This window comes from Leptolyngbya sp. PL-A3, assembly GCF_039962325.1.
Classification (GTDB): Bacteria; Cyanobacteriota; Cyanobacteriia; order Elainellales; family Elainellaceae; genus Vacuolonema.
This window is the reverse complement of sequence record NZ_JAMPLB010000001.1, coordinates 138,393-159,424: the sequence shown is the minus strand read 5'-3', so window position 1 is coordinate 159,424 and position 21,032 is coordinate 138,393. Positions and strand designations below refer to the sequence as shown.

The following is a 21,032-nucleotide window of genomic DNA, read 5'->3' as shown; positions in this document are numbered from 1 at the left end:
CTGACGACCTGCTTCAATGCAGGGCATGCATAGAGAGCGATCGCAGTCATCTGTTTATTTTCTTTCCTCAGCATATCATCCGCAATTTGGAGGTCAATGCAACTAAGGAATGTGCGTTTTCTGCCGTGGCTCGTACCTTTAGGTGCATTGCTTGCAGGCGCGAGTTCAGCCATCCTGCTGACCAGCCTGACCCGACGTCCTGATCTCCCTAAAACGAACGTGCCCGACGGCACCGAAGTTAGCCAGGCGGAGACCGTGATGGAGGGTATTTCCATGCCCAGCTCGCTGCCCAATGGTCGGCCGCTACTTTCCTCGTTACCTGAACCGGAAGAGGTGTGGGAATGTGAAGTGGCTGTGGTAGGCGGTTCCCTGGGTGGGGTAGCGGCGGCGGCCTATGCGATGGCGGGAGGTGCTGAAACTTGTTTGATTGAACTCACTCCCTGGATGGGTGGGCAAATTAGTTCCCAAGGTATTTCTGCCGTTGATGAGTCAGAAGCCATGCTGAGGGCGCAGAACTTCACCGATGGCTGGCAAAGCTTCAAAAATCGCATTCTTAACGAACCCGTTAACCTGCCTCAATGGACGGGAGTGTCGGGCGTACCCGCCTCTAGCATTAATAGCTGTTGGGTAGGACGGCTATGCTTTCCCCCCGAAGCTGGGGCCAATGCCTCCATGAAATTATTGGAGGAGGCCAAATCCTATTCGCCTAACAGCCGATGGGCTACCTCAACAGCCTTTAAGGGGGCTGAGTTTGATGAGTCGGGGCGAATTATTAAGGCCATCTATGGGGTCCGGCGGGTGCCGCGCGATCGCAACTATATTCCCCAGGGGCGCTTCTCCATCGAGCTCAATGCCTGGTATAGCTGGGAAGACGACACCACCTTCGACAAGATCCCCATCCGCCTGCAGCCGCCTCCCGGTAAAAATATGGTGGTGATCGATGCCACCGATACGGGCGAATTTGTAGGGTGGGCTCGTATCCCTTATCGTCTCGGCTCCGAATCATGGGCGACTTTTGGGGAAACCCACGCTTCAGATTGGGACAATCCCGAATGCACTCAAGCCTTCACCGCCCCCTTTGCCCTAGGCCTTTACGACGACGGGGGGAAGAGCAAAGAGGTCCTTAAAGATGTCGACACCTTCTACAGCGAAGAAGAGCATCACGATGTCTACAGCCTTGCGGGGACGGCCATGTTCACAGGGCGTAGCTTTTTCAATTACCGCCGCATGGTCAGCACGACCTTAAATGATCCGTTTACCAACAGCCCCGCCCCTGGGGACATTGCTTTGGTGAACTGGACTCAGGGCAACGACTGGAACTGGATGAACCCCCCTCTCATCCTGACCAAGGAGAAGCTGGTTAACACGGGCCACTACCAGAACTGGATGGGCGGCATCTCAGCCCTGGCTCTGCGTCATGGGGAAAACCATGCCCTGATGTTTGCTAAATGGTTGCTGGATAACCATAGTGAACCCGGCTACCCCCTCACATTCCTGCATGGAGCGAATAGCCCCATGAAAACGGCTTCGGGGTTGGCAATGGTGCCTTACATTCGGGAGGGACGGCGGATTCTGGGACGCGCAGCCTATGGGCAGCCGGAATTCATGATCCGTGAGCAGGACATTCGCAATGACATGGAGGGACGTGATTTTCGAGGAACGGTGGTGGCGGTCACCCACTACGACATCGACATCCATGGCTGCCGCTACCGCAATTGGGAAGCCACGGGAGAAGCCGTTCGGGCCTCGGTAAAGGAAGAACTGGTACGTCCTATCTACATCCCCCTAGAAGCCCTAATCCCCCAGGGAGTGGATAACATGCTCATCGGTGGCAAAGCTCTAGCCGCTAGCCATATCGCCACGGCGGCCATTCGAGTTCACCATGGGGAATGGCATGTGGGTGCCGCCTCAGGGGTGACAGCCGCTTGGCTTGTACGCCAACACCCAACAGAAACTCCCTCTAGCATTGTGCCCAAGGGACTTATGCCAGCACTACAGCAGCACCTGGAGAGCCAAGGGTTGCGCCCAGAGTGGTGAAGTTTCGCAGGAGAAGCAGAAGAGGGAAGCTCAGTTCCCCATTTCATGACTCCATTCAGCAACCCCACAAAGCCGCGAGCTGATTGTATGAAGTCCTTGAATTCAGTACGGTGGTGTGTAGCATTTTGTGCCACATACCACCGTACTGAAGTAGTGACTCATGAATACGGGCAAATGTATCAGCTTTAGTCCGGCGGGAACGCTGGTTCCTACCTACGAATGTTTTAACCAGTGCAGCTACTGTAATTTTCGGGTTAACCCTGGAACGGATACCTGGCTTTCCCTGGAGCAGGCTGAGAAGCAGTTGCAGAGTTGGCGCGATCGCCACATCATTGAGGCTCTCATCCTGAGTGGTGAAGTTCATCCTCGCAGCCCTCGACGAACGGCCTGGTTTCAACATATCGTCGATTTATGCCAGCTAGCCCTGGATATGGGTCTCTTGCCCCACACCAATGCGGGACCCTTGAGCTATGACGAAATGGCCCAGCTCCGAGACGTGAACGTGTCTATGGGATTGATGCTGGAGCAGGTAACTCCCGCTCTGACGGAGACGGTCCATCGCCATGCTCCTAGCAAAGTGCCAGAAGTACGCTTGCAACAATTGGAATGGGCCGGCGAACTGCGAATTCCCTTTACTACCGGGCTATTGTTGGGAATTGGGGAGAGTCAGGCGGATTGGCAGAATACGTTGGAGGCGATCGCTCAAATTCATCACCGCTGGGGGCACATTCAGGAGGTTATTCTACAACCCCACAGCCCAGGCCAAAATCAGCCATGGCCGGGAGAGCCCTTAGCACATGAAGCCCTGGTAGAGGCTGTGCGTCTAGCTCGCCACGTCTTACCCAACGACATTACACTGCAGATTCCCCCGAATCTGGTGGCTAGCCCCGAGCATCTCTTCGCCTGTCTGGAAGCCGGAGCATCCGATCTGGGAGGCGTCAGTCCCAAAGATGAAGTCAACCCTGACTATCCCCATCCCCAACACATAGCACTGGAACAAATGCTGGCTCAGGCTGGTTGGTCCCTACAGCCTCGCCTGCCCATTTACCCCCAATTTGATGGCTGGCTACCCTTGTCCTTACAGCGGGTTGTGCAGAGTTGGCGCCAACAGCTAGAGAACTGGGCTTAGCCCCCAGTTAGCCTCCTATGAGTTGCGCGTCGTGCTAAGCACGACCCGCAACTCATAGGAGGCTTATAAACTGACGCAATCTGGTTAGGACAGTCTATTTTCGAAAAGCCGCGCTCCGTGTAGCTTTTCAAAAATAGACACCCTGGTTCTGAGCGCGTAGCACTCACGAGACTACCGATTCGCAGTTCGTTTACGCCAAAGGGAGTTGAGCGTCACCACCGCCAGCGTGATGAGTGTAATGGGAATGACAAAGCTCTGCATGACCTGACTGTAGCCGGGTAACTGTTCGTGTTCTGTAGATTTGAGAATTAGATAAACGGTATAGGCAACGTAATATGCCAGAAAAAGAATTCCTTCAAGCCGGGCAATGCGGTTGCCCGTGAAGAAAATGGGAAGACAGGCGAGCGCCACCGCAATCATGAAGGGAATATCAAAGTTAAGGGCTGCTGACGACACATTGATACCCGTACTCGAAGCAGCTGCACTCAAGCCCAACACTGCCAGGATATTGAAAATATTGCTACCCACCACATTACCGACTGCAATATCCTGCTCTCCCTTGATACTAGCCACAACAGAAGAGGCCAGTTCTGGCAGAGATGTTCCTGCGGCAACTAAGGTCAGGCCAATGACCAGCTCACTGAGACCAAAAGAGCGGGCGATCGCCACCGATGAGCTGGTTAGCCACTGCGACCCCACCACAAGCAATCCCAAACCCACGACAATCAGCAGAACATTGATGATCCAAGTTTTGCCGTTACTCGGTTGGGTACCTCCAAATTCCTGCTCATATTCTGCCTGCACATCCGCATTCTGCTCTTTACGGCTCTGATAAATCAGAAAGACTGTATAGGCGATAGCTCCCAAAAACAGGATGACACCTTCGAAGCGATTGACATTACCATCCAGACCAAATAACAGCAATAACACCGAAACGCCAATCATGATTGGCACGTCCAGGCGAATTAATTGCTGAGCCACAGGCAATGGCGAAATTAATGAGGCGATTCCCAAGATTGCCAGCACATTAAAGATATTGCTGCCCACCACGTTCCCGAGAGAAATATCAGCCTGCCCTGCCAGACTTGCCTGCACGCTGACTGTCATCTCCGGTGAACTGGTGCCATAAGCAACGATGGTCAGCCCAATCACCAGAGGAGAAAGACCTGCAACTAAAGCAATTTTCGATGCCCCGCGAACCAGTAGTTCTGCACCGACAACCAAGAGTACTAATCCACCCAGAAGCAATAAAACATTCGTTACAGTCATCGGTTTTTAGCTCTACTTTGCTACTACTCCTAAGCGGATATTGGGAAAAATCCTGGGAAGGTTGTTTTTCTTCTAATGGCACGGAAAAATCAACATTTCCAACATCAGTTAAGCAAACGTACTTTATACCAAATCCTGTTCGTCATGTTTCAAACATATGGATGGGGTGTGGTGAAAAGGGTACTTCGTGTCCCTTTCACCACACCCCATTTACGTCATGACGGATCATGCTGTAGCACGTTACGCCGCGCTACAACTCATCACAGTTATTCAGCCGGATTTGATATATAACAAGATAGTTATACAGGGAGTACATTCGGTGAGCGCATCCCAATTTCGACTAAATCTGGTGGAAGGCTCAGTGGCATTCAGCTTTTCACCTGAAGCCGCGAGAGACCTGCAGGGTTCCCTTCAGGAACTGATGACACGCCTAAAAACTGTCGCATCACCAGGCACCCCATCCAGCAGGCCCGCTCCACAGGCTCCCCTGGAATATCGCCACACAGGAGATGTCTTTTTAGAAATTTTCTGTAATCCCAATATTTGGCCCACACCCTTTGCCGCTAAGGTCCTGGTCACAGTGCGTGACGATCGCATTCGTTTAACAACCGAAGCAGAGCTAACCCGCTTAGTAGAAGACCTTAACCTCTACCTAGAAAACTTCTAATCACGCTCTTACAGGATGGCTGGGCATTCAACCGAGCATCTTGTATACTTTTCGCCACCTTGGTTAGGACATGAGAAGAGAGTGAGGGCTTCGCCCTCACTCTCTTCTCATGTCCTAACCAAGGTGGCGATTGCTCCAAGAACAAAAGCGACTCTGCCAGCCTCGATCATCCTCCAGCAGTGGAAGATCGAGGTTCAGATCTGATAAGCTCTGGCTGACATCGTTCAACCAAGGCCTATGGACATGAACCCCGACGCTATTTTTCAGACGGTTCAGAAGGGATTCCGGGTCTCCATTGGAGCTGCTGGAACATTGATTGAGAGTTTACAGAACCCCAGCGTAGGCGAAGATGCCTTAAACAAGCTCCGCACCAACCCAACGGAATTAGCAGATGAGCTGGCAAGCCGAGGCGAAGTAACCGAGCGTGAAGCCCGCACCTTTGTAGATAGCCTGATCAATCAGGCCCGCACCTCAGGCTCAGCAACAGGAGGGGAATACACCGCTCCCACCGCGGGCCCTTCTGCCCCTGCAGATGTTGAGGCAGACTTGCAAGACCTCATTACGCAAATCACCGCCTTGCGTAACGAGCTCGCAGACCTGAGGTCATCTGATAACCCTTAGAAACCAGGGTTCGAATGAAGCGAGGGTATCCCTCGCTTCATTCGAACAACTTAGTCATTTTCCCAATCTTCTCGCCCCAGCAAATCGCCAATGCGATCGCGCAACAGGAAGTCGCAACGCTCAAGCTCACATTCCACATGAGCCCACTCCCGAGCGGGAATGTATTTGCAGAGGACATAAATAGGTTGTTGGCGGCTTACAATGCCCTGGTGTACCAGGTGGCGCGCCTCGTCTTGTAAGAGTTCCATAGAATACTGGATAGATTTCAGCATGATGACCCTCTGCTAACGCAATGAATGGGTGTAAAAAATTGAAATACTTCGTAACAAGACTCAATTAAATCTTACAAATTGTTTACCGTTTGTGGAGATTTGGTATTTCCCTATACGGATCACTGTCCATTGTCACGCCAAGTACCGAGTTTTGCCATTACGTTCTGTTAAAATGTCAGGAAAAACTGACATTAGTGTGGTTTTGCTTGTACTCCCTGAGACAGATATTTTTGACAACGAGCCTGGACAAGCTCTGCTGCCAGATGGATAGATGCTTTTAGGCTGCTTGGGTCAGCAATTCCTCGACCTGCAATATCAAATGCCGTTCCATGGTCTGGGGAGGTGCGGATGAACGGTAGCCCGATGGTGGTATTGACAGCACGGTCAAATGCCATTAATTTCACCGGGATCAAACCCTGGTCGTGATATAACGCCAGATAAGCATCATGAGTCTGGACATCTCCATGCCCAAACCAGGCTTGACCGGGTTTTACCCAAAGGGTATCGGGAGGAATGGGACCATCGAGTTGAATCTGGGGATAGCGATCGCTCATTTCCCGTATCCAGGGAATAAGCCACTTCTGTTCCTCATGGCCCAGTTGCCCCTCCTCGCCGCTGTGGGGATTGAGGCCGGCTACAGCAATGCGAGGCGTCGGTAATCCAAAGTCTAATTGCAGTGTTTGCACCAGCAAATCCAGCTTTCGGGTCAGCCCATCCGGGTGAAGTGCCTCAGGGACCTGGCGCAGGGGAATATGAGTTGTAGCAAGTAGGGCTCGCAATGTCCAGCCGGTATGGGGCGATCGCCCTACAAACATCATGCCGAAGCGTTCTACCCCTGCTTTTTCAGCCAGTAGCTCAGTTTGGCCAGGATAATGGTGACCCGCTGCTTTCCAGGCTGATTTGGCAATAGGGGCAGTAACGATGCCTTGAAAGTGACCCTGCAAAGTGTTGGCGATCGCAACCTCCAGGGCCCGAAAGCTCGCTTCTCCACTGGCAGCATTCCCTCGGCCAACTTCAACATCTTGAATTAATGCAGATTCTAGAGAGACATCTAGATAATTCAATTCACAGGGATCTGCGACAGCATCCGCAGGTAAGATATCTCGAAGCTGTTCATAAGTGTGTTGCAGAAGACCCGCATTACCCACCAGCGTTAAGTCAAAGTTTTGACGAAAGATTGGATCAGCCAGGGCTTTGAGCACAACTTCAGGGCCAATCCCAGCGGGGTCTCCAGTGGCGATCGCCAGTTTGGGCCGCCCATTGTTGAACGGATTTGCTACAAACCCCGGATGTATCAAAGAATCCATAACCGAACTGCCGTAAAATCTAAAGGATATTGGAATCTGGCGATCGCTTCCAACTTGGAAACAACGTTGCTATTCCTCATTTTGCAAAACTGCTCAACAAACGGGAGACACGAAAAACCATGGGTGAAATGGGTACTGCCGCAATTCTGCCCCCACTGCTGATCATGATTGGGCTGGGAGTTGGCTTCCTGCTGCTCAAGTTGCAGGGTGGCGAAGAGTAGATCTGAATCAGATCAGTTGAATTTGCGTAGGGAGGGCAGACAGATCGACGAGGCGTCGAGGTTTGCCCTCTTTAATCTTTATTAGAAAAAGGGACAAGTGTGTCACGTCGCCCCTTCTTGAGAAAAGTAAGTTTTATAAGCTGTCCTCCCGGCACCGTCTTTTCAGCTAGTGAAGCAGAGGAAGCCCTCGAGGAACAAAATGCCCTCCTAAGCAATGACTACAGCTTAAATGGCAGAGCCAGCCTCAAGTGTGGGCAAAATAACGAGGAAATATAACAAAAACACATCAGTCCGTGAATGGCAGGGATTTTGGGTAAAGTTTAGATATTGATAGCGGTTGCCCCCATTTCTGAGAGAATGTAGGGTATATCTTATAAAAAGTTAACGATTGAAGACGAATCCTGGATGACTTTACTCATTGTGGGGGCAACCGGCACCCTGGGCCGACAGATTGCAAAGCGCGCACTAGATGAGGGCCATACGGTTCGATGCTTAGTGCGAAGCCTTCGTAGAGCTAGCTTCCTGAAAGAATGGGGAGCCGAACTCATTCCAGGGGATCTGTGTGAGCCTGAATCGCTAGCGAACGCTTTGCAAGGGGTTACCGCAGTCATCGATGCTGCCACCACACGTCCGACGGATTCTCACAGCATTAAAGAAGTAGACTGGGACGGCAAAGTTACCCTGATTCAGGCCGCCAAACTGGCTGGGGTAGAGCGCTATATCTTCTTCTCTATCCTGAATTCTGACCAATATGCCCATGTTCCCCTAATGCAGATCAAGCGCTGCACAGAGCTATTCTTAGCCGAGTCAGGGTTAAACTACACCGTGCTACAAACCGCTGGTTTCTTGCAGGGGTTGATCGGGCAGTACGCTATTCCCGTATTGGAGCGGCAAGCAGTCTGGGTCATGGGAGATACCTCACCCATTGCCTATATGGATACTCAAGATCTAGCGAAGTTTGCTGTACAGGCACTATCTGTACCCGAAACGGTCAATCGCACCTTTCCGGTCGTGGGCACTCGGGCTTGGGGCGCTTACGAGATTATTCGTCTCTGTGAACGGTTATCGGGCCAGGAAGCTAGAATTTGGCGGATGCCCCGAGGTTTGTTGCGTGGAGTTGAATCGACGGCTCGCTTCTTCCAATGGGGTTGGAACTTGGCCGACCGGCTGGCCTTTACGGATGTGATTGCGTCGGGCAAACCTCTAACGGCTTCAATGGAGGAAACCTATCGGGTATTCGGCATTAACCCTGCCGAGTTGACAACCCTGGAGTCATATCTTCAAGAATATTTCAGCCGCATCATGAAGAAGATGAAAGAGGTGGAGTCGGAGCGGCAGAAGGCTAAGGAAAAAGCGATCGCCAAACGCAAAAAACAATCTATTTTCAAATAACAAAAACAGAAGCTGCATACATCTAGCGGATGCAGCTTCTGTCTAAATAGATCAAAAACCTGTGCGCTAAGAGCTGTCTATAAACATTTCCGATCTAGCGAGATGGATGTAGGACGAAGTCCTACATCCATCTCGCTAGATCGGAAAATGCTGCATTGAGGCAGAACAGTTCTCAACGCATAGGTTCTTGTTTAATGGGATGCGCTCTGGCTTGACGGCGATTGTAGGCAAGCAAAATGAGCTAGTTCGCAGACATCGGTCTGAGCAGCGGTTGTTGGCAGGAGTAGGGTCGTTCCATGAAGTTGCTCCAGAGCCGTCAGCGCCTCCATTAACCCTGCATAGGCGTGATTCAGGTAGGGCCGGGTTTGCGGTGTGTCACTTCCAGTGGTGACGACACGACCCAGAATGGCCCGAAGTTGGCGAATGTCTTCTTCAAGCATGGTGATTGCTGAATGCTCCTAGCTGATCTATTTTAATCTTCAGCAGATCGGGCCATTTTTCTGTCAGTCAAATTACGGGAGGAAAACACAGCAGTTTGAATACTCACCGTAATTTTTCATAGTCTTTATTAACCTGAGTTCGGGTTAAGGGCGTTTTCGAGTGCCACGCGTTGTGCGGCACTCGAAAACGCTCATTTTGGTGTGCGCAAAGCGCACGCCAAAATGAGCACTGCAGCTTAACCCGAACTGAGGTTTATTAATCTGAGTTCGGGTTAACGGCTTTGCGAGGGGCATGCTTTGCGCGCCCTTCGAAAACGCCCTTTTTGACATGCACCCTGCACACACAAAGGGCACTTTGGTTTATCCCAAATTGAAGTTTATTAGAAGCCAAGCCTTATTTTTGGTTTCCAAAGCAAAACTCCCTGAGCTAGAAAGCTACAGGGAGTTTTTTAGAAGTTGGAAGGGCGAACGAAGGGACTCGAACCCTCGAATGGCGGAACCACAATCCACTGCCTTAACCACTTGGCTACGCTCGCCGCGTATAAACTCATTATAGCATTGGTGGCACTTTTTGATCTATCACAGCCCCCTTCTTGGAAAATTTTGCTGGCCTGCTACGCTGAGGAAAGTTTGGGGTTCTTGAATTCCACCAGAGGTGGGGGGTAATAGGCAACATGAAAGGTTGGAAAGTCGGAGTTTTTGGGGGGGCGATCGCCCTGGGTGTTGTGGGGGCCATCCTGGTGGCAACCAATCCTCAGCAGTCACGCTACAACGAGTACGCTACGGCAAAGCTCGTGACTTACCTCAACGACAGCTTCTGCGCTGATCTCCCTAACCTGTTTGGCAATGACCTCCAGGAGCAATGCGTTGAACTAGTCGCCGAAAACCACTCCGAATTGCAAGAGATCGTGGCCGAGAATACCCAACGGCAGAACTTTGGTGTTGTCAGCCTGTATCGCACCCAATTAAGAACTGAGGAACTGCTTCCCGAAGATGTAAAATCCTTCGTACCCGCCAGTATGCTACCCACTTATGAAGTCGAATCAATTGGAGGCTTGCAGCAATTCTGGACGTACCGAGCCGAGCAACAACGGTAGGGTTTAGAAGATTTCTGCATCAGAATAGGACTTATGCAAGCCCGCTATATGCAGTGCGTCTGTGTTGTGGGTGGGGTGCAAAGCACCCCACCCACAACACAGACGCGTAAGTCCTGAAGAACTCATCAAGTGATGTGGATCGGGTGTGGTGAAGGGACATTCCTGCCCTTTTCATCACACCCCATTCACTCGTCTAGAACATTACCTGTAAGGAGATTTCCAGATAAGAACTTCCCCCTTATTTGGAAAAAAGGCGCGGCTTCGCCGCGCCTTTTTTCCAAATAAGGGGATATTGTTTCTCAGAAATCTCCTAAGTTTTACCGTTTTACTCGAAGCCACCCGATCAGAGCGACCCCAAGCAGGAATGGCGTCAACCAATTCCCCCATTGCACATAAAGGGTGCGAGTTTGCTGTTTATAAATTGTGGCAAGATGCGCCTCATAGGTCCGAAAGCCTGATTTCCAGAGGGTTCTACCGTGGGGGGTGACGACGCCAGAGAAGCCCGTGTTCGTGGCACGCAAAGTATAACGGCTGGTTTCGATCGCCCGCATCACGTCCTGAGCATGGTGCTGGTTCATCATGGCGGACCCATAGGGGTCATTGTTGGAGGCCGTAAGGATAAATTCGCCGCCTGTCGCCGCCTGGTTGCGAAAAATTTGCGGGAAAGCGGAGTCGTAACAGATAGCGGCGATCGCCCGGCCCACTGGGCTATCCACCACTTGATGTAACGACCCCGGCCGCATGGAGTCAGCTAAGGTGGAGAGCCGCTGAATCACTTCTCCCAGTAACGACTCAAACGGGATGTATTCTCCTAGCGGCACCAGTTTCACCTTGTTGTAGCGGCTGTAGACTTCCCCATCGCCGCTTATGGTGAAAAGGGTCTGCCTATAGTGACCGTCCTCCAGCCCAAAGGAGCCGACCCAGGCGGGAATCCCTCGACTAACAATGGTTTGGTAGAAGGCATTTTGCTGACGTTTCGGCGTATCTACCCACGCCCAGGGAAAGCTTCCTTCCGGCGTCAGCACTGCATCCGCACCCTGATCGACCAGAGCCTCGTAGCCATCGATATAGGCATCAAAGGAACGTTGGACACCGTCTTCAAAGAGTTTGACCCGAGTGGGAATATTGCCCTGGATGATGCCAATTTTTAGTTCCGATTCGGGAGCCTGAGGCACCGGTTGTAGAAATAATGCCAGCCCTACTAAATGAGATACCAGCAAAATGCCCAAACCCAGATTGACTAAAGGCTTCCGGACCCCAGCTTGGGGGTGTAACCAGGCCTCTGCCACTAAACCATTGATAGCAACCAGGCAAGCTGAAACGGCTGTTGGCCCGGAGAGCTGCCCCAGATGCAAAATCCATAGATCATGGGGGCTTTGGGTAATAGCAAGGGTCGTCCAGTCAAGGGGAGTGTAACTCCAGAGAACCTCTAGTGCACACCAGAGAGCGATCGCCCCTAACCATCGGTTCAAAATGCAGCCCAGGGATTCTGTTCCCGTTGCGTGCCAGCCCCAGAGCAATGCCACCAGTAGCCCCCAGCACGTTACCCGTACCACCCCCCAAAATACGATCGCAGTCCAGGCAAACGCTGTCACGCCCAGGCTCACGGAGTTAGTCAGTCCCATCCAGGTGAGCGGGTGCAGGTCGACAATCCAGGAAATTGCCAATCCGTTGTAGCCCACACCCCAGGCAGCACAGAGTGGAATGACGGCCCAAATTCGGCGGGGCGTACGACGTAGAAGTGCCCAGAGAGGGGCCAGGGCTACCCAACCTAAGACCCAGAAGCCAGCAGGTGCTAAGGTTAGCGCCATCAGGAGACCACTCAGGAAGGCGATCGCCATGCTGGGAATCTCACGAATCCGTTGCGTTATTTCCTGGGGATGGGAATTGGTTGCTGAAGAATACGGCACTGGGCGATCGACCATAAGAGCAATAAAGATTCAGTTGAAGGACAGCGATCAAGCGATTTAATGGCTGTAAAACAGGGCAGTCTAAGTAGGGTACTTAAAACGTTGGCTTTTCGTACTGACCACGAGAAATTGATGCTTAGCGGGACGGATAAAACGCCCTCTAAATGGTAAATCGAGCCAGAGTGCGCTGGGGGTTGACATACCCGTCTGGAAATACGGGTTAGCCAGGTCCCTTCGCCTTAGCAAGATTTCATTCCGTACTCACTTTGACATGCGAGCGTTATAGAGCACATCCTCTAAAGGAGTTTTGTCTGGATGAGGGAATTTGAGTCGGATTCTGAATTGAACCCGATGACTGTGTCTGAGCTGGACTGGCTGTTGGATGGTATTGAAACGGCAGTAGGCCGCTTTGACGCCAACGGTCATCTGGTGCAGCGCAACGCAGCCTTCTCTCATATGTGGCCCTGGCTTGATGAGCTTAGGATTGATTTGCTCTATTCAAGCCTGTTAGCAGAGCTGGCAATACGACACCCAGAGGCCAAAACCGAATGGCAGTACATCCAAACGTGGATGAACAACCCTCAGGCAACGGTATCGCTCCAACTCACCCTAACAGATAAAACCTTGCAGGAATGGCGGATGCGCCCTGCTACCACCGGGGGGTTTTGGTGCCTTATTCAACCACTACCCAGCAAAAAAGAACCCGAAGAACTCGAAGATTGGGGATCTCTACCACACACATACGACTTGCAAGCTCGGGCTGCCCAGGAAGTGGTTAAAACGTTGAACCATGCCCGCGAGTTAAGTGCCCTGAAGTCACGCATCATCACGATGCTCTCCCATGAGCTTCGTACGCCGTTAACCCAGATCCAATCGGCGGTAGAACTGCTGCGCTACCTGGAGTTGGAAGGCTCAGAGAAAGAAGAAATCTTTGAGCAGGTTTATCAAGGTATCCGTACCATCACAAACCGTATGGATGACGTATTGCAGGTGCGCCGCCAGCAGGATGAACCAGCGATGCACCCGCAAAAAGCCTCCGTTGATATTGTTGCTCTCTGTCAGAAGGCCTTAGGGACTATCAGCCGGGAAAGCGATCGCCCCATTCAGTTCAAATCCCATCTCGCTATTCAAGAACAGCACATGCTCCTGGACAGCGAAATGATGCAGCAAATTTTGCACCATCTCCTCTCAAATGCAATTAAATACTCGACGGCTGATTCTCCCATTTGGGTCGAGGTGGAGCGGGAGGGCGATCGCCTGATTCTGCACGTTCGCGATCAGGGTATCGGCATCTTGGCTGAAGATTCCCCTCGCCTCTTCGATTTCTTTTACCGGGGCGGAAATATTGGAAACATCCCTGGCACTGGATTGGGGTTATCCATCCTGCGCTATTACTTACACTTGCTTACCGGGGATGTGACATTCGAAAGTCAACCTGGGAAAGGAAGCTGTTTCACCATTAGCTTGCCAATTTTGCCCTAAAACTCAATTTCTTCTACAGCGTTTTTCAAGCGCTTAAAACCTGGTTGTTTTTGTGAGAGCCGTGCTCCGCACAGCTCTCACAAAAACAACCGTGGCTGATTCAAGCGCAAAGGGCTGTAATACCGTTTTTATATCAGGCTACATTTGAGCCTATATGGATTGAACAGTGTATTGCGTACACAATGCACCATCCAATTTAGATACAACATCTTCATTTCCTAATACAAAACCTATATAAATCTCTGCTGGACAGGGTGGTATGTTACGTATGGTGGGAGAGACTTACCACACATACTGTCAATACTCAGGATCTAATAGAACGCTCACCCATGTTTTGCAAATGGCGAGAGAGCGTACGGATCTCCTCTTCATGCTCGTTCGTCACAGCATTTGGGATCCCTTCTATACAACCGTAGAGAAGCGTACTAAAGACACAAGTGGAATTGGGCTCGATGTATGTCCACCTCATTGAGTTACATCCAAATTTACTCGAATCTGCTTTAGAGGCTATTTTTGCGTACACTTTGCGCACGCAAAAATGACCCTCTCAGCGAGTTTTAGAGCACGTCCTGGAGTTTGTTTGGATGCAAGCGTTTAAAGGTCGACACGTCTGACTGACCTCTAAACGCCGACCTTTGCGTATGCGATATGTACGCAAGTACAGGTTATTTGTTACCCGGAGCATTATTGTGGAGTGGGTCAGTCACCATACTCAACAATAGTGTGCAAGCCCTGTTGTACTGGCGTTGAAATTGTTGGGGATACAAGAAAACAATGAAGCGAGGACCCTCTCAAGTCCGTCTGCGAGTGTTGGCTCTGGTGCTGTATGGCCTGGTTTTAGGAAATGCCATGCTATCTGGGTTAGTTCCGAGAGGGGCGATCGCGCTCATACTGCTGCTAGAGCTGGGGTTTCAGCCATGGGTTCGACGTTGGATACAGGAAATCTTGAAACTGGTTGAGGCAGTAACTCACGGCAATTTCGATATTCGGTTAAAAGAATGCTCTGGATTGCAAGAACTGGAATCTCTGAATGAAGCCGTCAACCAGATGCTATCGGCTATTGTGGCGCATCAAGAGCAGGCGTGTCAGCCGGCCTTCATCCTGCCAGCCGAGCAGTCACAACACATCCAGAATTTGCAGCAGCACCGACAAGCAGCCTTCGAAATGGCTCTACAGAAGCAAATTGCACGGGAAACGCTGATCCATAAAGTAAGCCAACGAATTCGCCGCAGTCTTAACTTACCCGTTATTCTACAAACCACTGTTGAGGAAGTGCAGCAGTTCCTTGATGCAGATCGTGTGCTGATTTTGCAGTATGAGTCTCCGTGCCGCAGCCGGGTGCTGGTGGAACAGGTGCGGGAGGGTTACTCCAGCTTGAGTGATACGCTCCTGTATGCCCCCTTGTTGAGTTTAAGCACAGCATCTTCGGGGGCTGTGCAAGCGATCGCCGATCTAGAGCAGGCAGACTTGCCCGAGAACCATGTGCTGCTACTACTGCAATTTGAGATTAAGGCTTATGTAACCGTACCTATCTGGCTGGGCGATCATCCCTGGGGTTTGGTGATGGCGCATCAGTGTCGCCAAGCTCGCCAGTGGCAAGCCTGGGAAATTGAATTTTTGCAAGAGCTTTCTACGTCAGTAGCGATCGCCATCCATCAGGCCAACCTGTATGACCAGGTGCAACAACTCAACTCGGAGCTGGCCCAACAGGTACAAGCCCACACGGCCCAACTTCAAGAAGCATTAGACTTTGAAGCTTTACTGAAGCGTATTACAGATCGAGTCCGAGATAGCTTGGACGAATCCCAGATCTTGCAAAGCGTAGTACAGGAGCTGGCTCAGGGACTAGGGGTCGGCTCATGCCTGACCGCTACCTATGATCTGGCAACCCATACAGTTATTCCTCAATACGAGTACACGACTTTCTTTTCTTCTATCAGCCATCGGGTCATGCCGTTGGCTCAAAGCAGCTCTCCCTATCAGCAATTATTGTGCGAGCAGTATCTGCACTACTGCGAATACCACCCCATCTGGGGGCGCATTTCGCTGCTGGTCTGCCCCATCCTGGACGACCAGGGGGTGCTTGGGGAATTGAGGTTGGCTACGTTTGCCAATCGCACCTTTGATGAGTTGCAGATTCGAGTCGCACAGCAGGTTGCCAACCAGTGTGCGATCGCCATCCGGCAGGCCCGGCTCTACCAGTCGGCCCAGCGCCAGGTGCAGGAGTTGGAACGTCTGAATCAGTTGAAGGATGATTTTCTTAGCACGGTATCCCACGAGTTGCGCACGCCCATGGCGAATATTCGTATGGCGATGCAAATGATGGACCTGCTGCTCAAGCAAGCCGAGCTTCCCGAGCATATTAGCCTGGCGCTGCAACAGTATCTGGGAGTACTGGAGATGGAAGGCGATCGCGAGATGGCCTTGATTAATGACCTGCTGGAATTTTCGTGCCTGGACGCGAAGACAGAACCTATCTTGCCTACATGCATTGAACTTAAAACCTGGCTTTCCCATCTGTCTGAAGCGTTTACAGCCCGTCTTCAAGCACAAAACCAAACTCTGACAATTCAGGTGGCCGATTCGGTCGGCACGGTGGCCATTGATCTATCCCATCTGGAACATATCTTGATGGAACTATTCAATAATGCCTGCAAGTACACACCACCAGGAGAGGGAATTGCGATCGCAGCTCACGCCGATACTTCAACCCTTCATATCAGCGTAATAAACGCGGGGGTAGAAATTCAGACAACCGAGTTCGAGCGCGTTTTTGAGAAGTTTTACCGCATTCCCAACGGCGACCCCTGGAAGCACGGGGGAACAGGCCTGGGGCTAGCTCTAGTCAAGAAACGTGTCACTTATTTAGGCGGGGCGATTGAGGTTACCTCAACTCATGAACGCACGATTTTTACCATCCATCTTCCCCTTAACCCAGCAGCCTGCTGCAACACATTTTTTCCTATCACTCAAGATGTGCCATCTCTCTAGCGCTCCGCGCGACTTTTCAACACCTCAATTCGGGATAAACTGAATCGCTTATTTTGCGTGCGCGACGCACACAAAATAGGGTCTTTTCGAGGGACGCACTGCGCTCCTCGAAAAGACCCTTAATCCACCTCAGTTCGGGATAGGCTGAAGTGCTCATTTTGGCGTATGCTTCGCGCACGCCAAAATGAGCGTTTTCAAGTGCCGCGCGTTGCGCGGCACTTGAAAACGCCCTTAACCCGAACTCAGGTTAATCCGAACTGAGGTTTCAAAATCCCGTCCTAATAGATTGTGTGAGGCTATCTAGCCTCACACAAAAAGAAATAACGTTGCTATTTAACGTCAGTTCGGGATAAGCCGAACCGCCCATTATTGCGTGCGCGACGCGCACGCAATAATGGGCTTTTTCGAGTGCCGCGCGAAGCGCGGCACTCGAAAAAGCCCTTAACCCGAACTGAGGTTATTTACTAACCGCATCCCGTTCAGTGCGGACCCAACGGGTTTGACGCTTGAGCAGAAAGGCCATGTAGAGGGGCACTTTCCACAGCAGATAAAGGGGAATGCTGAGAAGAGTGGAACCGGGAATGGATTTGCGGGCGAATACCCACCAGGACACAACAATCGTTGCCGTCATAATGACACCGCTGAGGCCGAGGGCGATCGCTGGTCCCACCGAAGCTCCTAAAAGGGTAGCCGCAACCAACACCACCATTGCGCCAATCCATGCCATGACCAGCAGCGAGAGGGGGGGCACTAGCATATCCAATGCCAGAGCGATGAGGTCAAAGCGCATCTGGCGTAGACCTTCTGCGGTGAGGCGGGGCACCTGAGTGAGGAGAGTTTGCAAATGACCATGTTCCCAGCGAGTGCGCTGGCTTCGGGCAGCGGTATCCTGTTGCGGCAGGATACCAGTTACGCGGGCACTGCGGCAGAGGAGGGGAGCATGCCCAGCGATCGCCAGATCTAGACCCAATTGCATGTCTTCCACAATGTTGCCACTAGCCAGGGGAGAGTTTGCAATGCGTTCCCAGGGGAAAGCCATACCCGTTCCCGTCAGCAAACAGGGGAGCCCCAGCCCATCCATACCACGCGGCCGTACCAAATTCTTCACTGTAAAAGCCAGAGCAGAGATGGCACTACTGGGCTTGAACTCGGGTGGAAGTTCCATCAAATAAATAGCCTGAACGGGACGGCCCGTTTTTTGAGCCATCCGAGAAATCTGCTCAATGGCATCACCCTCAACCCGACAGTCGGCATCAACGATAACGACGACGTCTGGGGGTTGGGGCATCAGGTGTTGCATTCCAAAATCCAGGGCATAACCTTTCCCTCGGTTTTGGGCGTCGAAGCGCTCGATAACAGTGGCCCCCGCTTGGCGGGCGATCGCGGCTGTATTATCAGTGCAATTATCCGCCACCACCACCAACCGATCCTCGGATTTCAGGTGGGGCAGCAGGGTTTTTAGGGTGGTGTCGATTACGGCGGCTTCGTCGTGGGCAGGCATTAACACGGCAATGGAGGGAGCCGCTCCAGAGAGCTGATTACGACGGGGATTGGGTAACAGTGCGGCCAGACACTCCACCACAAATATGCCAATGGGGATGATCAGCAGGAGGGCGATCGCCATCAGCAAACCGTTGACCAGTGAAATCATCAGGCAGGCTCCAAGGGGTAAACGAGTGTCATCAATAGATCAGGGGTTATCTACAGCGTAGAAAATACCTAACCTGGTGCAGGTAAAGCTTTGAAGAAGCCCCATAAAATTTTGTGGGCATCTTTTAGGAGAATGCCCAAAATGGTCGTGGGAATACCCGGTCGTGTTTCAAATCTGAGAGGGCACTTAGAGCCTCTCTGCCAACACCCTATCCACACATCTGTAGAAATAGTTCAAGTGCGTTGAGTAAGTACGGTGGTATAGGGCGCTTCGTGTCCCATACCACCGTACTTAACGTCAGTTCGGGATAAGCCGAACCGCCCATTATTGCGTGCGCGACGCGCACGCAATAATGGGCTTTTTCGAGCAGCAATTCTCATTATGAGCTTCAAAGCCGAGAGTTCGCGCCCGACGGGCGCCAACTCTCGGCTTTGAAGCCTGAAAATAGCCCGCCTTCGGCGGGCTATTTTCAGGCTTCAATTCAAAATGAGAATTGCTGTTTTTCGAGTGCCGCGCGAAGCGCGGCACTCGAAAAAGCCCTTAACCCGAACTGAGGTTACTTAATCAACGCGCACAGATCTATAGAACCTAGCAATTATTTGCTTGCTTCAGATACTGACGTGCTTAAACGACTGGTCAGTAGCATGATTTTAGGCAGCACCTGGGTCGGTTGGATAGGACGTATCAGGCAATCGTCGGCTCCCACCTGCAGGGAACGAGCTTGGGAGTCCTGGGCATTGGGGGCTACGATCGCCAGAACTTTGAGATGCTTAGTTGTAGGGTTTTGTCGCAGATGGCGGATCAGCTCAAAGCCATCGATGTTGGGTTCATCGACACCCGTAATCACCGCATCGGGTTGGAGAACTTCAATCTGGTTCAGGGCTGTGGAGCTTTCAAGAATCCAAACCAGTTGGTAACCTGCGGTCGTGAGCATATCACAGAGGATGTTGGCACTTTCTTCGTGGTTCTCCACCAAGACGATCCGCTTTTGGCCACTGTCGGTAGCAAGGCCCAGAGGGCTTTCGGGGATAGAACCGTGGACATCAGCTCGGGCGGGGAGTTGTATGGTGAAGACCGTACCGACCCCTACGGTTGAATCGACAGTGATGCGACCCCCATGCAGTTCTACCAATTGCTTGGTCAGGGCTAATCCCAGCCCTGTTCCCTGATAAACCCGATGGTAAGAAGTATCGAGTTGCTGAAACTTTTGGAACAGGAGCGATCGCTTCTCTTCTGGAATACCAATGCCGGTATCTTTTACCTGCAAAATGGCTGAGTTCTCGTCGGCAAACACTCGTAGGGTAACATGGCCCCCGTCAGGGGTGAATTTGATCGCATTGCTCAACAAGTTCAGAAGGATTTGTTGTACCCGATAGGGATCAGCGATGAAGCGATCGCGTCCCCCATCGACACGGGAGTCTAGTTCTAAATTGACGCCTCTCTGGTCAGCCACGTCCTGCATAATTTTGAGGGTTTGCTGTGACAACAGGGTCAAGGAAAAGGCCGATAATTTGAGGACAGTATTGCCTGCCTCTAGTTGGGATAAATCCAGAATGTCATTAATCAGCTCCAGCAAGTGCTGGCCACTGTCGTAGATAGTTTGAATAAAGCCCCGTTGGCGATCGTTTAACTCCCCTAGAGACCAGCGCAGTAGAGTTGCAGACATGCCAATAATGGCGGTCAGAGGGGTACGCAGCTCGTGGCTAATGGCAGCAATGAATTCGCTCTTGGCACGACTAGCCGTTTCTGCAGCCAGCATCGCATCGTGTAAATCCTGGGTGCGTTCTATAACTTGCTGTTCCAGGGTATCCCGTTGGGGCTGTGCTCCATTGAGGGACACACTGCCAGTTGTCACCGGGGCCGGGGCCAGCAGACGAGCCAGTTGTAGAGTGAATTCACTTTGAACCTGGGGATCGTTGAGCCGAGGTACAGGCAGAAACTTTTCCAGGGTTTCGACCAGAGTAGAGCGGGACTGAAGCTTTTGAATCACATAGTCTAAAAATGCTGAAATCGCTCCCGGCTCAAAACTTAAAGCGACAGCATAGGTATCAGCTTCCACCCCCGACGCATGACCGTTGGATTCAGCTGAGCCAATGGGACGAGCGGTTAGCAGAGCGCTGAAGGCAGGCGAGATCACCAACCCAAAACTCTCTGCATTGCTCAGCAAAGGTGTGCGGGAAGAGATAAAAATTTCTTCTGTTAAGAAAATGGCCTGTGCGCCCATCCGTTGAGCCATCCGTCGCAGCAGTTCACGCAACTGCTCGAAGGTTTTGACCGGCAACATCTGGCAAAATATGGCATCGTCTGAATCGGGCATAGAGGAGTCTGTCAGGGTGCAGCAACGGGTTTTGGGTCAAATGCCAAACCACTATCTATATCCATTCAATGAACTATAGAAAAACTCGACGGACGAATTGGATTAGAAGTGGACAGATTGTGATAGTCGGGCGATCGCCCCAAATGCCAGTTCGCAGTTTCTTCGTAATCTATGCTACCTTGCTCAACTGCTCATCCTGGCAAACATAAGCTTTTTATGATAGCCCCTA

Annotated in this window: 16 protein-coding genes and 1 tRNA gene; 9 read left to right on the top strand and 8 right to left on the bottom strand. The window is 51.6% G+C overall.

What is annotated here, in order from left to right; translation table 11 throughout:
* Positions 1-96: 96 nt before the first annotated feature.
* On the top strand, positions 97-2,037 hold the full coding sequence (locus NDI52_RS00625) for an FAD-dependent oxidoreductase (RefSeq protein ID WP_190772437.1): 1,941 nt from the start codon (positions 97-99) through the stop codon (positions 2,035-2,037).
* A gap of 160 nt (positions 2,038-2,197) precedes the next feature.
* A complete protein-coding gene (gene cofG, locus NDI52_RS00620; protein ID WP_190772436.1) occupies positions 2,198-3,166 on the top strand; it encodes a 7,8-didemethyl-8-hydroxy-5-deazariboflavin synthase subunit CofG in 969 nt (322 codons plus the stop codon).
* Positions 3,167-3,337: 171 nt separating this feature from the next.
* On the opposite strand, the gene NDI52_RS00615 is transcribed toward cofG, so the two are convergent.
* Positions 3,338-4,435, bottom strand: a complete 1,098-nt coding sequence (locus NDI52_RS00615; RefSeq protein WP_190772435.1) for a calcium/sodium antiporter — start codon at positions 4,433-4,435, stop codon at positions 3,338-3,340.
* A 319-nt stretch (positions 4,436-4,754) separates the two neighbouring features.
* Between NDI52_RS00615 and NDI52_RS00610 the strand changes: the two genes are divergently transcribed.
* The gene (locus NDI52_RS00610; RefSeq protein ID WP_190772434.1) at positions 4,755-5,102 is read left to right on the top strand and encodes a hypothetical protein; all 348 of its coding nucleotides are present in this window, start codon (positions 4,755-4,757) and stop codon (positions 5,100-5,102) included.
* Between the two features lie 243 nt (positions 5,103-5,345).
* Entirely contained in the window at positions 5,346-5,723 is a 378-nt protein-coding gene (locus NDI52_RS00605; protein ID WP_190772433.1) for a hypothetical protein, read from the top strand.
* 50 nt (positions 5,724-5,773) lie between these two features.
* Here the strand turns inward: NDI52_RS00605 and NDI52_RS00600 are convergent, their stop codons facing one another.
* Both NDI52_RS00600 and pdxA read right to left on the bottom strand, forming a co-directional pair.
* Positions 5,774-5,995 (bottom strand): DUF4327 family protein, encoded by a 222-nt coding sequence (locus NDI52_RS00600; RefSeq protein WP_190772432.1) that lies wholly within the window; start codon positions 5,993-5,995, stop codon positions 5,774-5,776.
* 191 nt (positions 5,996-6,186) lie between these two features.
* Positions 6,187-7,302 (bottom strand): 4-hydroxythreonine-4-phosphate dehydrogenase PdxA, encoded by a 1,116-nt coding sequence (pdxA, locus tag NDI52_RS00595; RefSeq protein ID WP_190772431.1) that lies wholly within the window; start codon positions 7,300-7,302, stop codon positions 6,187-6,189.
* Between the two features lie 119 nt (positions 7,303-7,421).
* Between pdxA and NDI52_RS00590 the strand changes: the two genes are divergently transcribed.
* Positions 7,422-7,523 (top strand): PetM family cytochrome b6-f complex subunit 7, encoded by a 102-nt coding sequence (locus tag NDI52_RS00590; RefSeq protein ID WP_190772473.1) that lies wholly within the window; start codon positions 7,422-7,424, stop codon positions 7,521-7,523.
* Between the two features lie 405 nt (positions 7,524-7,928).
* Entirely contained in the window at positions 7,929-8,915 is a 987-nt protein-coding gene (locus NDI52_RS00585) for an SDR family oxidoreductase (protein ID WP_190772430.1), read from the top strand.
* Positions 8,916-9,106: 191 nt separating this feature from the next.
* Here the strand turns inward: NDI52_RS00585 and NDI52_RS00580 are convergent, their stop codons facing one another.
* Entirely contained in the window at positions 9,107-9,355 is a 249-nt protein-coding gene (locus tag NDI52_RS00580; RefSeq protein WP_190772429.1) for a hypothetical protein, read from the bottom strand.
* A 463-nt stretch (positions 9,356-9,818) separates the two neighbouring features.
* Positions 9,819-9,891: transfer RNA gene (locus NDI52_RS00575), tRNA-His, on the bottom strand.
* A 138-nt stretch (positions 9,892-10,029) separates the two neighbouring features.
* Between NDI52_RS00575 and NDI52_RS00570 the strand changes: the two genes are divergently transcribed.
* Complete coding sequence (locus tag NDI52_RS00570) at positions 10,030-10,452, top strand: DUF4359 domain-containing protein (RefSeq protein ID WP_190772428.1); 423 nt, start codon at positions 10,030-10,032, stop codon at positions 10,450-10,452.
* Between the two features lie 317 nt (positions 10,453-10,769).
* On the opposite strand, the gene lnt is transcribed toward NDI52_RS00570, so the two are convergent.
* Positions 10,770-12,377, bottom strand: coding sequence for an apolipoprotein N-acyltransferase (gene lnt / locus NDI52_RS00565; RefSeq protein ID WP_190772427.1), 1,608 nt, complete (start codon positions 12,375-12,377; stop codon positions 10,770-10,772).
* Between the two features lie 336 nt (positions 12,378-12,713).
* Between lnt and NDI52_RS00560 the strand changes: the two genes are divergently transcribed.
* Both NDI52_RS00560 and NDI52_RS00555 read left to right on the top strand, forming a co-directional pair.
* Complete coding sequence (locus NDI52_RS00560) at positions 12,714-13,844, top strand: HAMP domain-containing sensor histidine kinase (protein WP_190772426.1); 1,131 nt, start codon at positions 12,714-12,716, stop codon at positions 13,842-13,844.
* Positions 13,845-14,618: 774 nt separating this feature from the next.
* A complete protein-coding gene (locus NDI52_RS00555) occupies positions 14,619-16,835 on the top strand; it encodes a GAF domain-containing sensor histidine kinase (protein WP_190772425.1) in 2,217 nt (738 codons plus the stop codon).
* Positions 16,836-17,292: 457 nt separating this feature from the next.
* Here the strand turns inward: NDI52_RS00555 and NDI52_RS00550 are convergent, their stop codons facing one another.
* Both NDI52_RS00550 and NDI52_RS00545 read right to left on the bottom strand, forming a co-directional pair.
* Positions 17,293-18,486 (bottom strand): glycosyltransferase family 2 protein, encoded by a 1,194-nt coding sequence (locus tag NDI52_RS00550; RefSeq protein WP_190789379.1) that lies wholly within the window; start codon positions 18,484-18,486, stop codon positions 17,293-17,295.
* A gap of 595 nt (positions 18,487-19,081) precedes the next feature.
* Positions 19,082-20,803, bottom strand: coding sequence for an ATP-binding protein (locus tag NDI52_RS00545; protein WP_190772583.1), 1,722 nt, complete (start codon positions 20,801-20,803; stop codon positions 19,082-19,084).
* Positions 20,804-21,032: the final 229 nt, after the last annotated feature.

Bases quoted from the DNA above. Each gene is read 5' to 3' on its own strand.
- NDI52_RS00560 (WP_190772426.1), top strand. From the start codon at position 12,714: ATGACTGTGTCTGAGCTGGACTGGCTGTTGGATGGTATTGAAACGGCA.
- NDI52_RS00605 (WP_190772433.1), top strand. From the start codon at position 5,346: ATGAACCCCGACGCTATTTTTCAGACGGTTCAGAAGGGATTCCGGGTC.
- NDI52_RS00580 (WP_190772429.1), bottom strand. From the start codon at position 9,355: ATGCTTGAAGAAGACATTCGCCAACTTCGGGCCATTCTGGGTCGTGTC.
- cofG (WP_190772436.1), top strand. From the start codon at position 2,198: ATGAATACGGGCAAATGTATCAGCTTTAGTCCGGCGGGAACGCTGGTT.
- NDI52_RS00550 (WP_190789379.1), bottom strand. From the start codon at position 18,486: ATGATTTCACTGGTCAACGGTTTGCTGATGGCGATCGCCCTCCTGCTG.
- NDI52_RS00600 (WP_190772432.1), bottom strand. From the start codon at position 5,995: ATGCTGAAATCTATCCAGTATTCTATGGAACTCTTACAAGACGAGGCG.
- NDI52_RS00615 (WP_190772435.1), bottom strand. From the start codon at position 4,435: ATGACTGTAACGAATGTTTTATTGCTTCTGGGTGGATTAGTACTCTTG.
- NDI52_RS00545 (WP_190772583.1), bottom strand. From the start codon at position 20,803: ATGCCCGATTCAGACGATGCCATATTTTGCCAGATGTTGCCGGTCAAA.
- NDI52_RS00555 (WP_190772425.1), top strand. From the start codon at position 14,619: ATGAAGCGAGGACCCTCTCAAGTCCGTCTGCGAGTGTTGGCTCTGGTG.
- NDI52_RS00570 (WP_190772428.1), top strand. From the start codon at position 10,030: ATGAAAGGTTGGAAAGTCGGAGTTTTTGGGGGGGCGATCGCCCTGGGT.
- NDI52_RS00625 (WP_190772437.1), top strand. From the start codon at position 97: ATGCAACTAAGGAATGTGCGTTTTCTGCCGTGGCTCGTACCTTTAGGT.
- pdxA (WP_190772431.1), bottom strand. From the start codon at position 7,302: ATGGATTCTTTGATACATCCGGGGTTTGTAGCAAATCCGTTCAACAAT.
- NDI52_RS00585 (WP_190772430.1), top strand. From the start codon at position 7,929: ATGACTTTACTCATTGTGGGGGCAACCGGCACCCTGGGCCGACAGATT.
- lnt (WP_190772427.1), bottom strand. From the start codon at position 12,377: ATGGTCGATCGCCCAGTGCCGTATTCTTCAGCAACCAATTCCCATCCC.
- NDI52_RS00590 (WP_190772473.1), top strand. From the start codon at position 7,422: ATGGGTGAAATGGGTACTGCCGCAATTCTGCCCCCACTGCTGATCATG.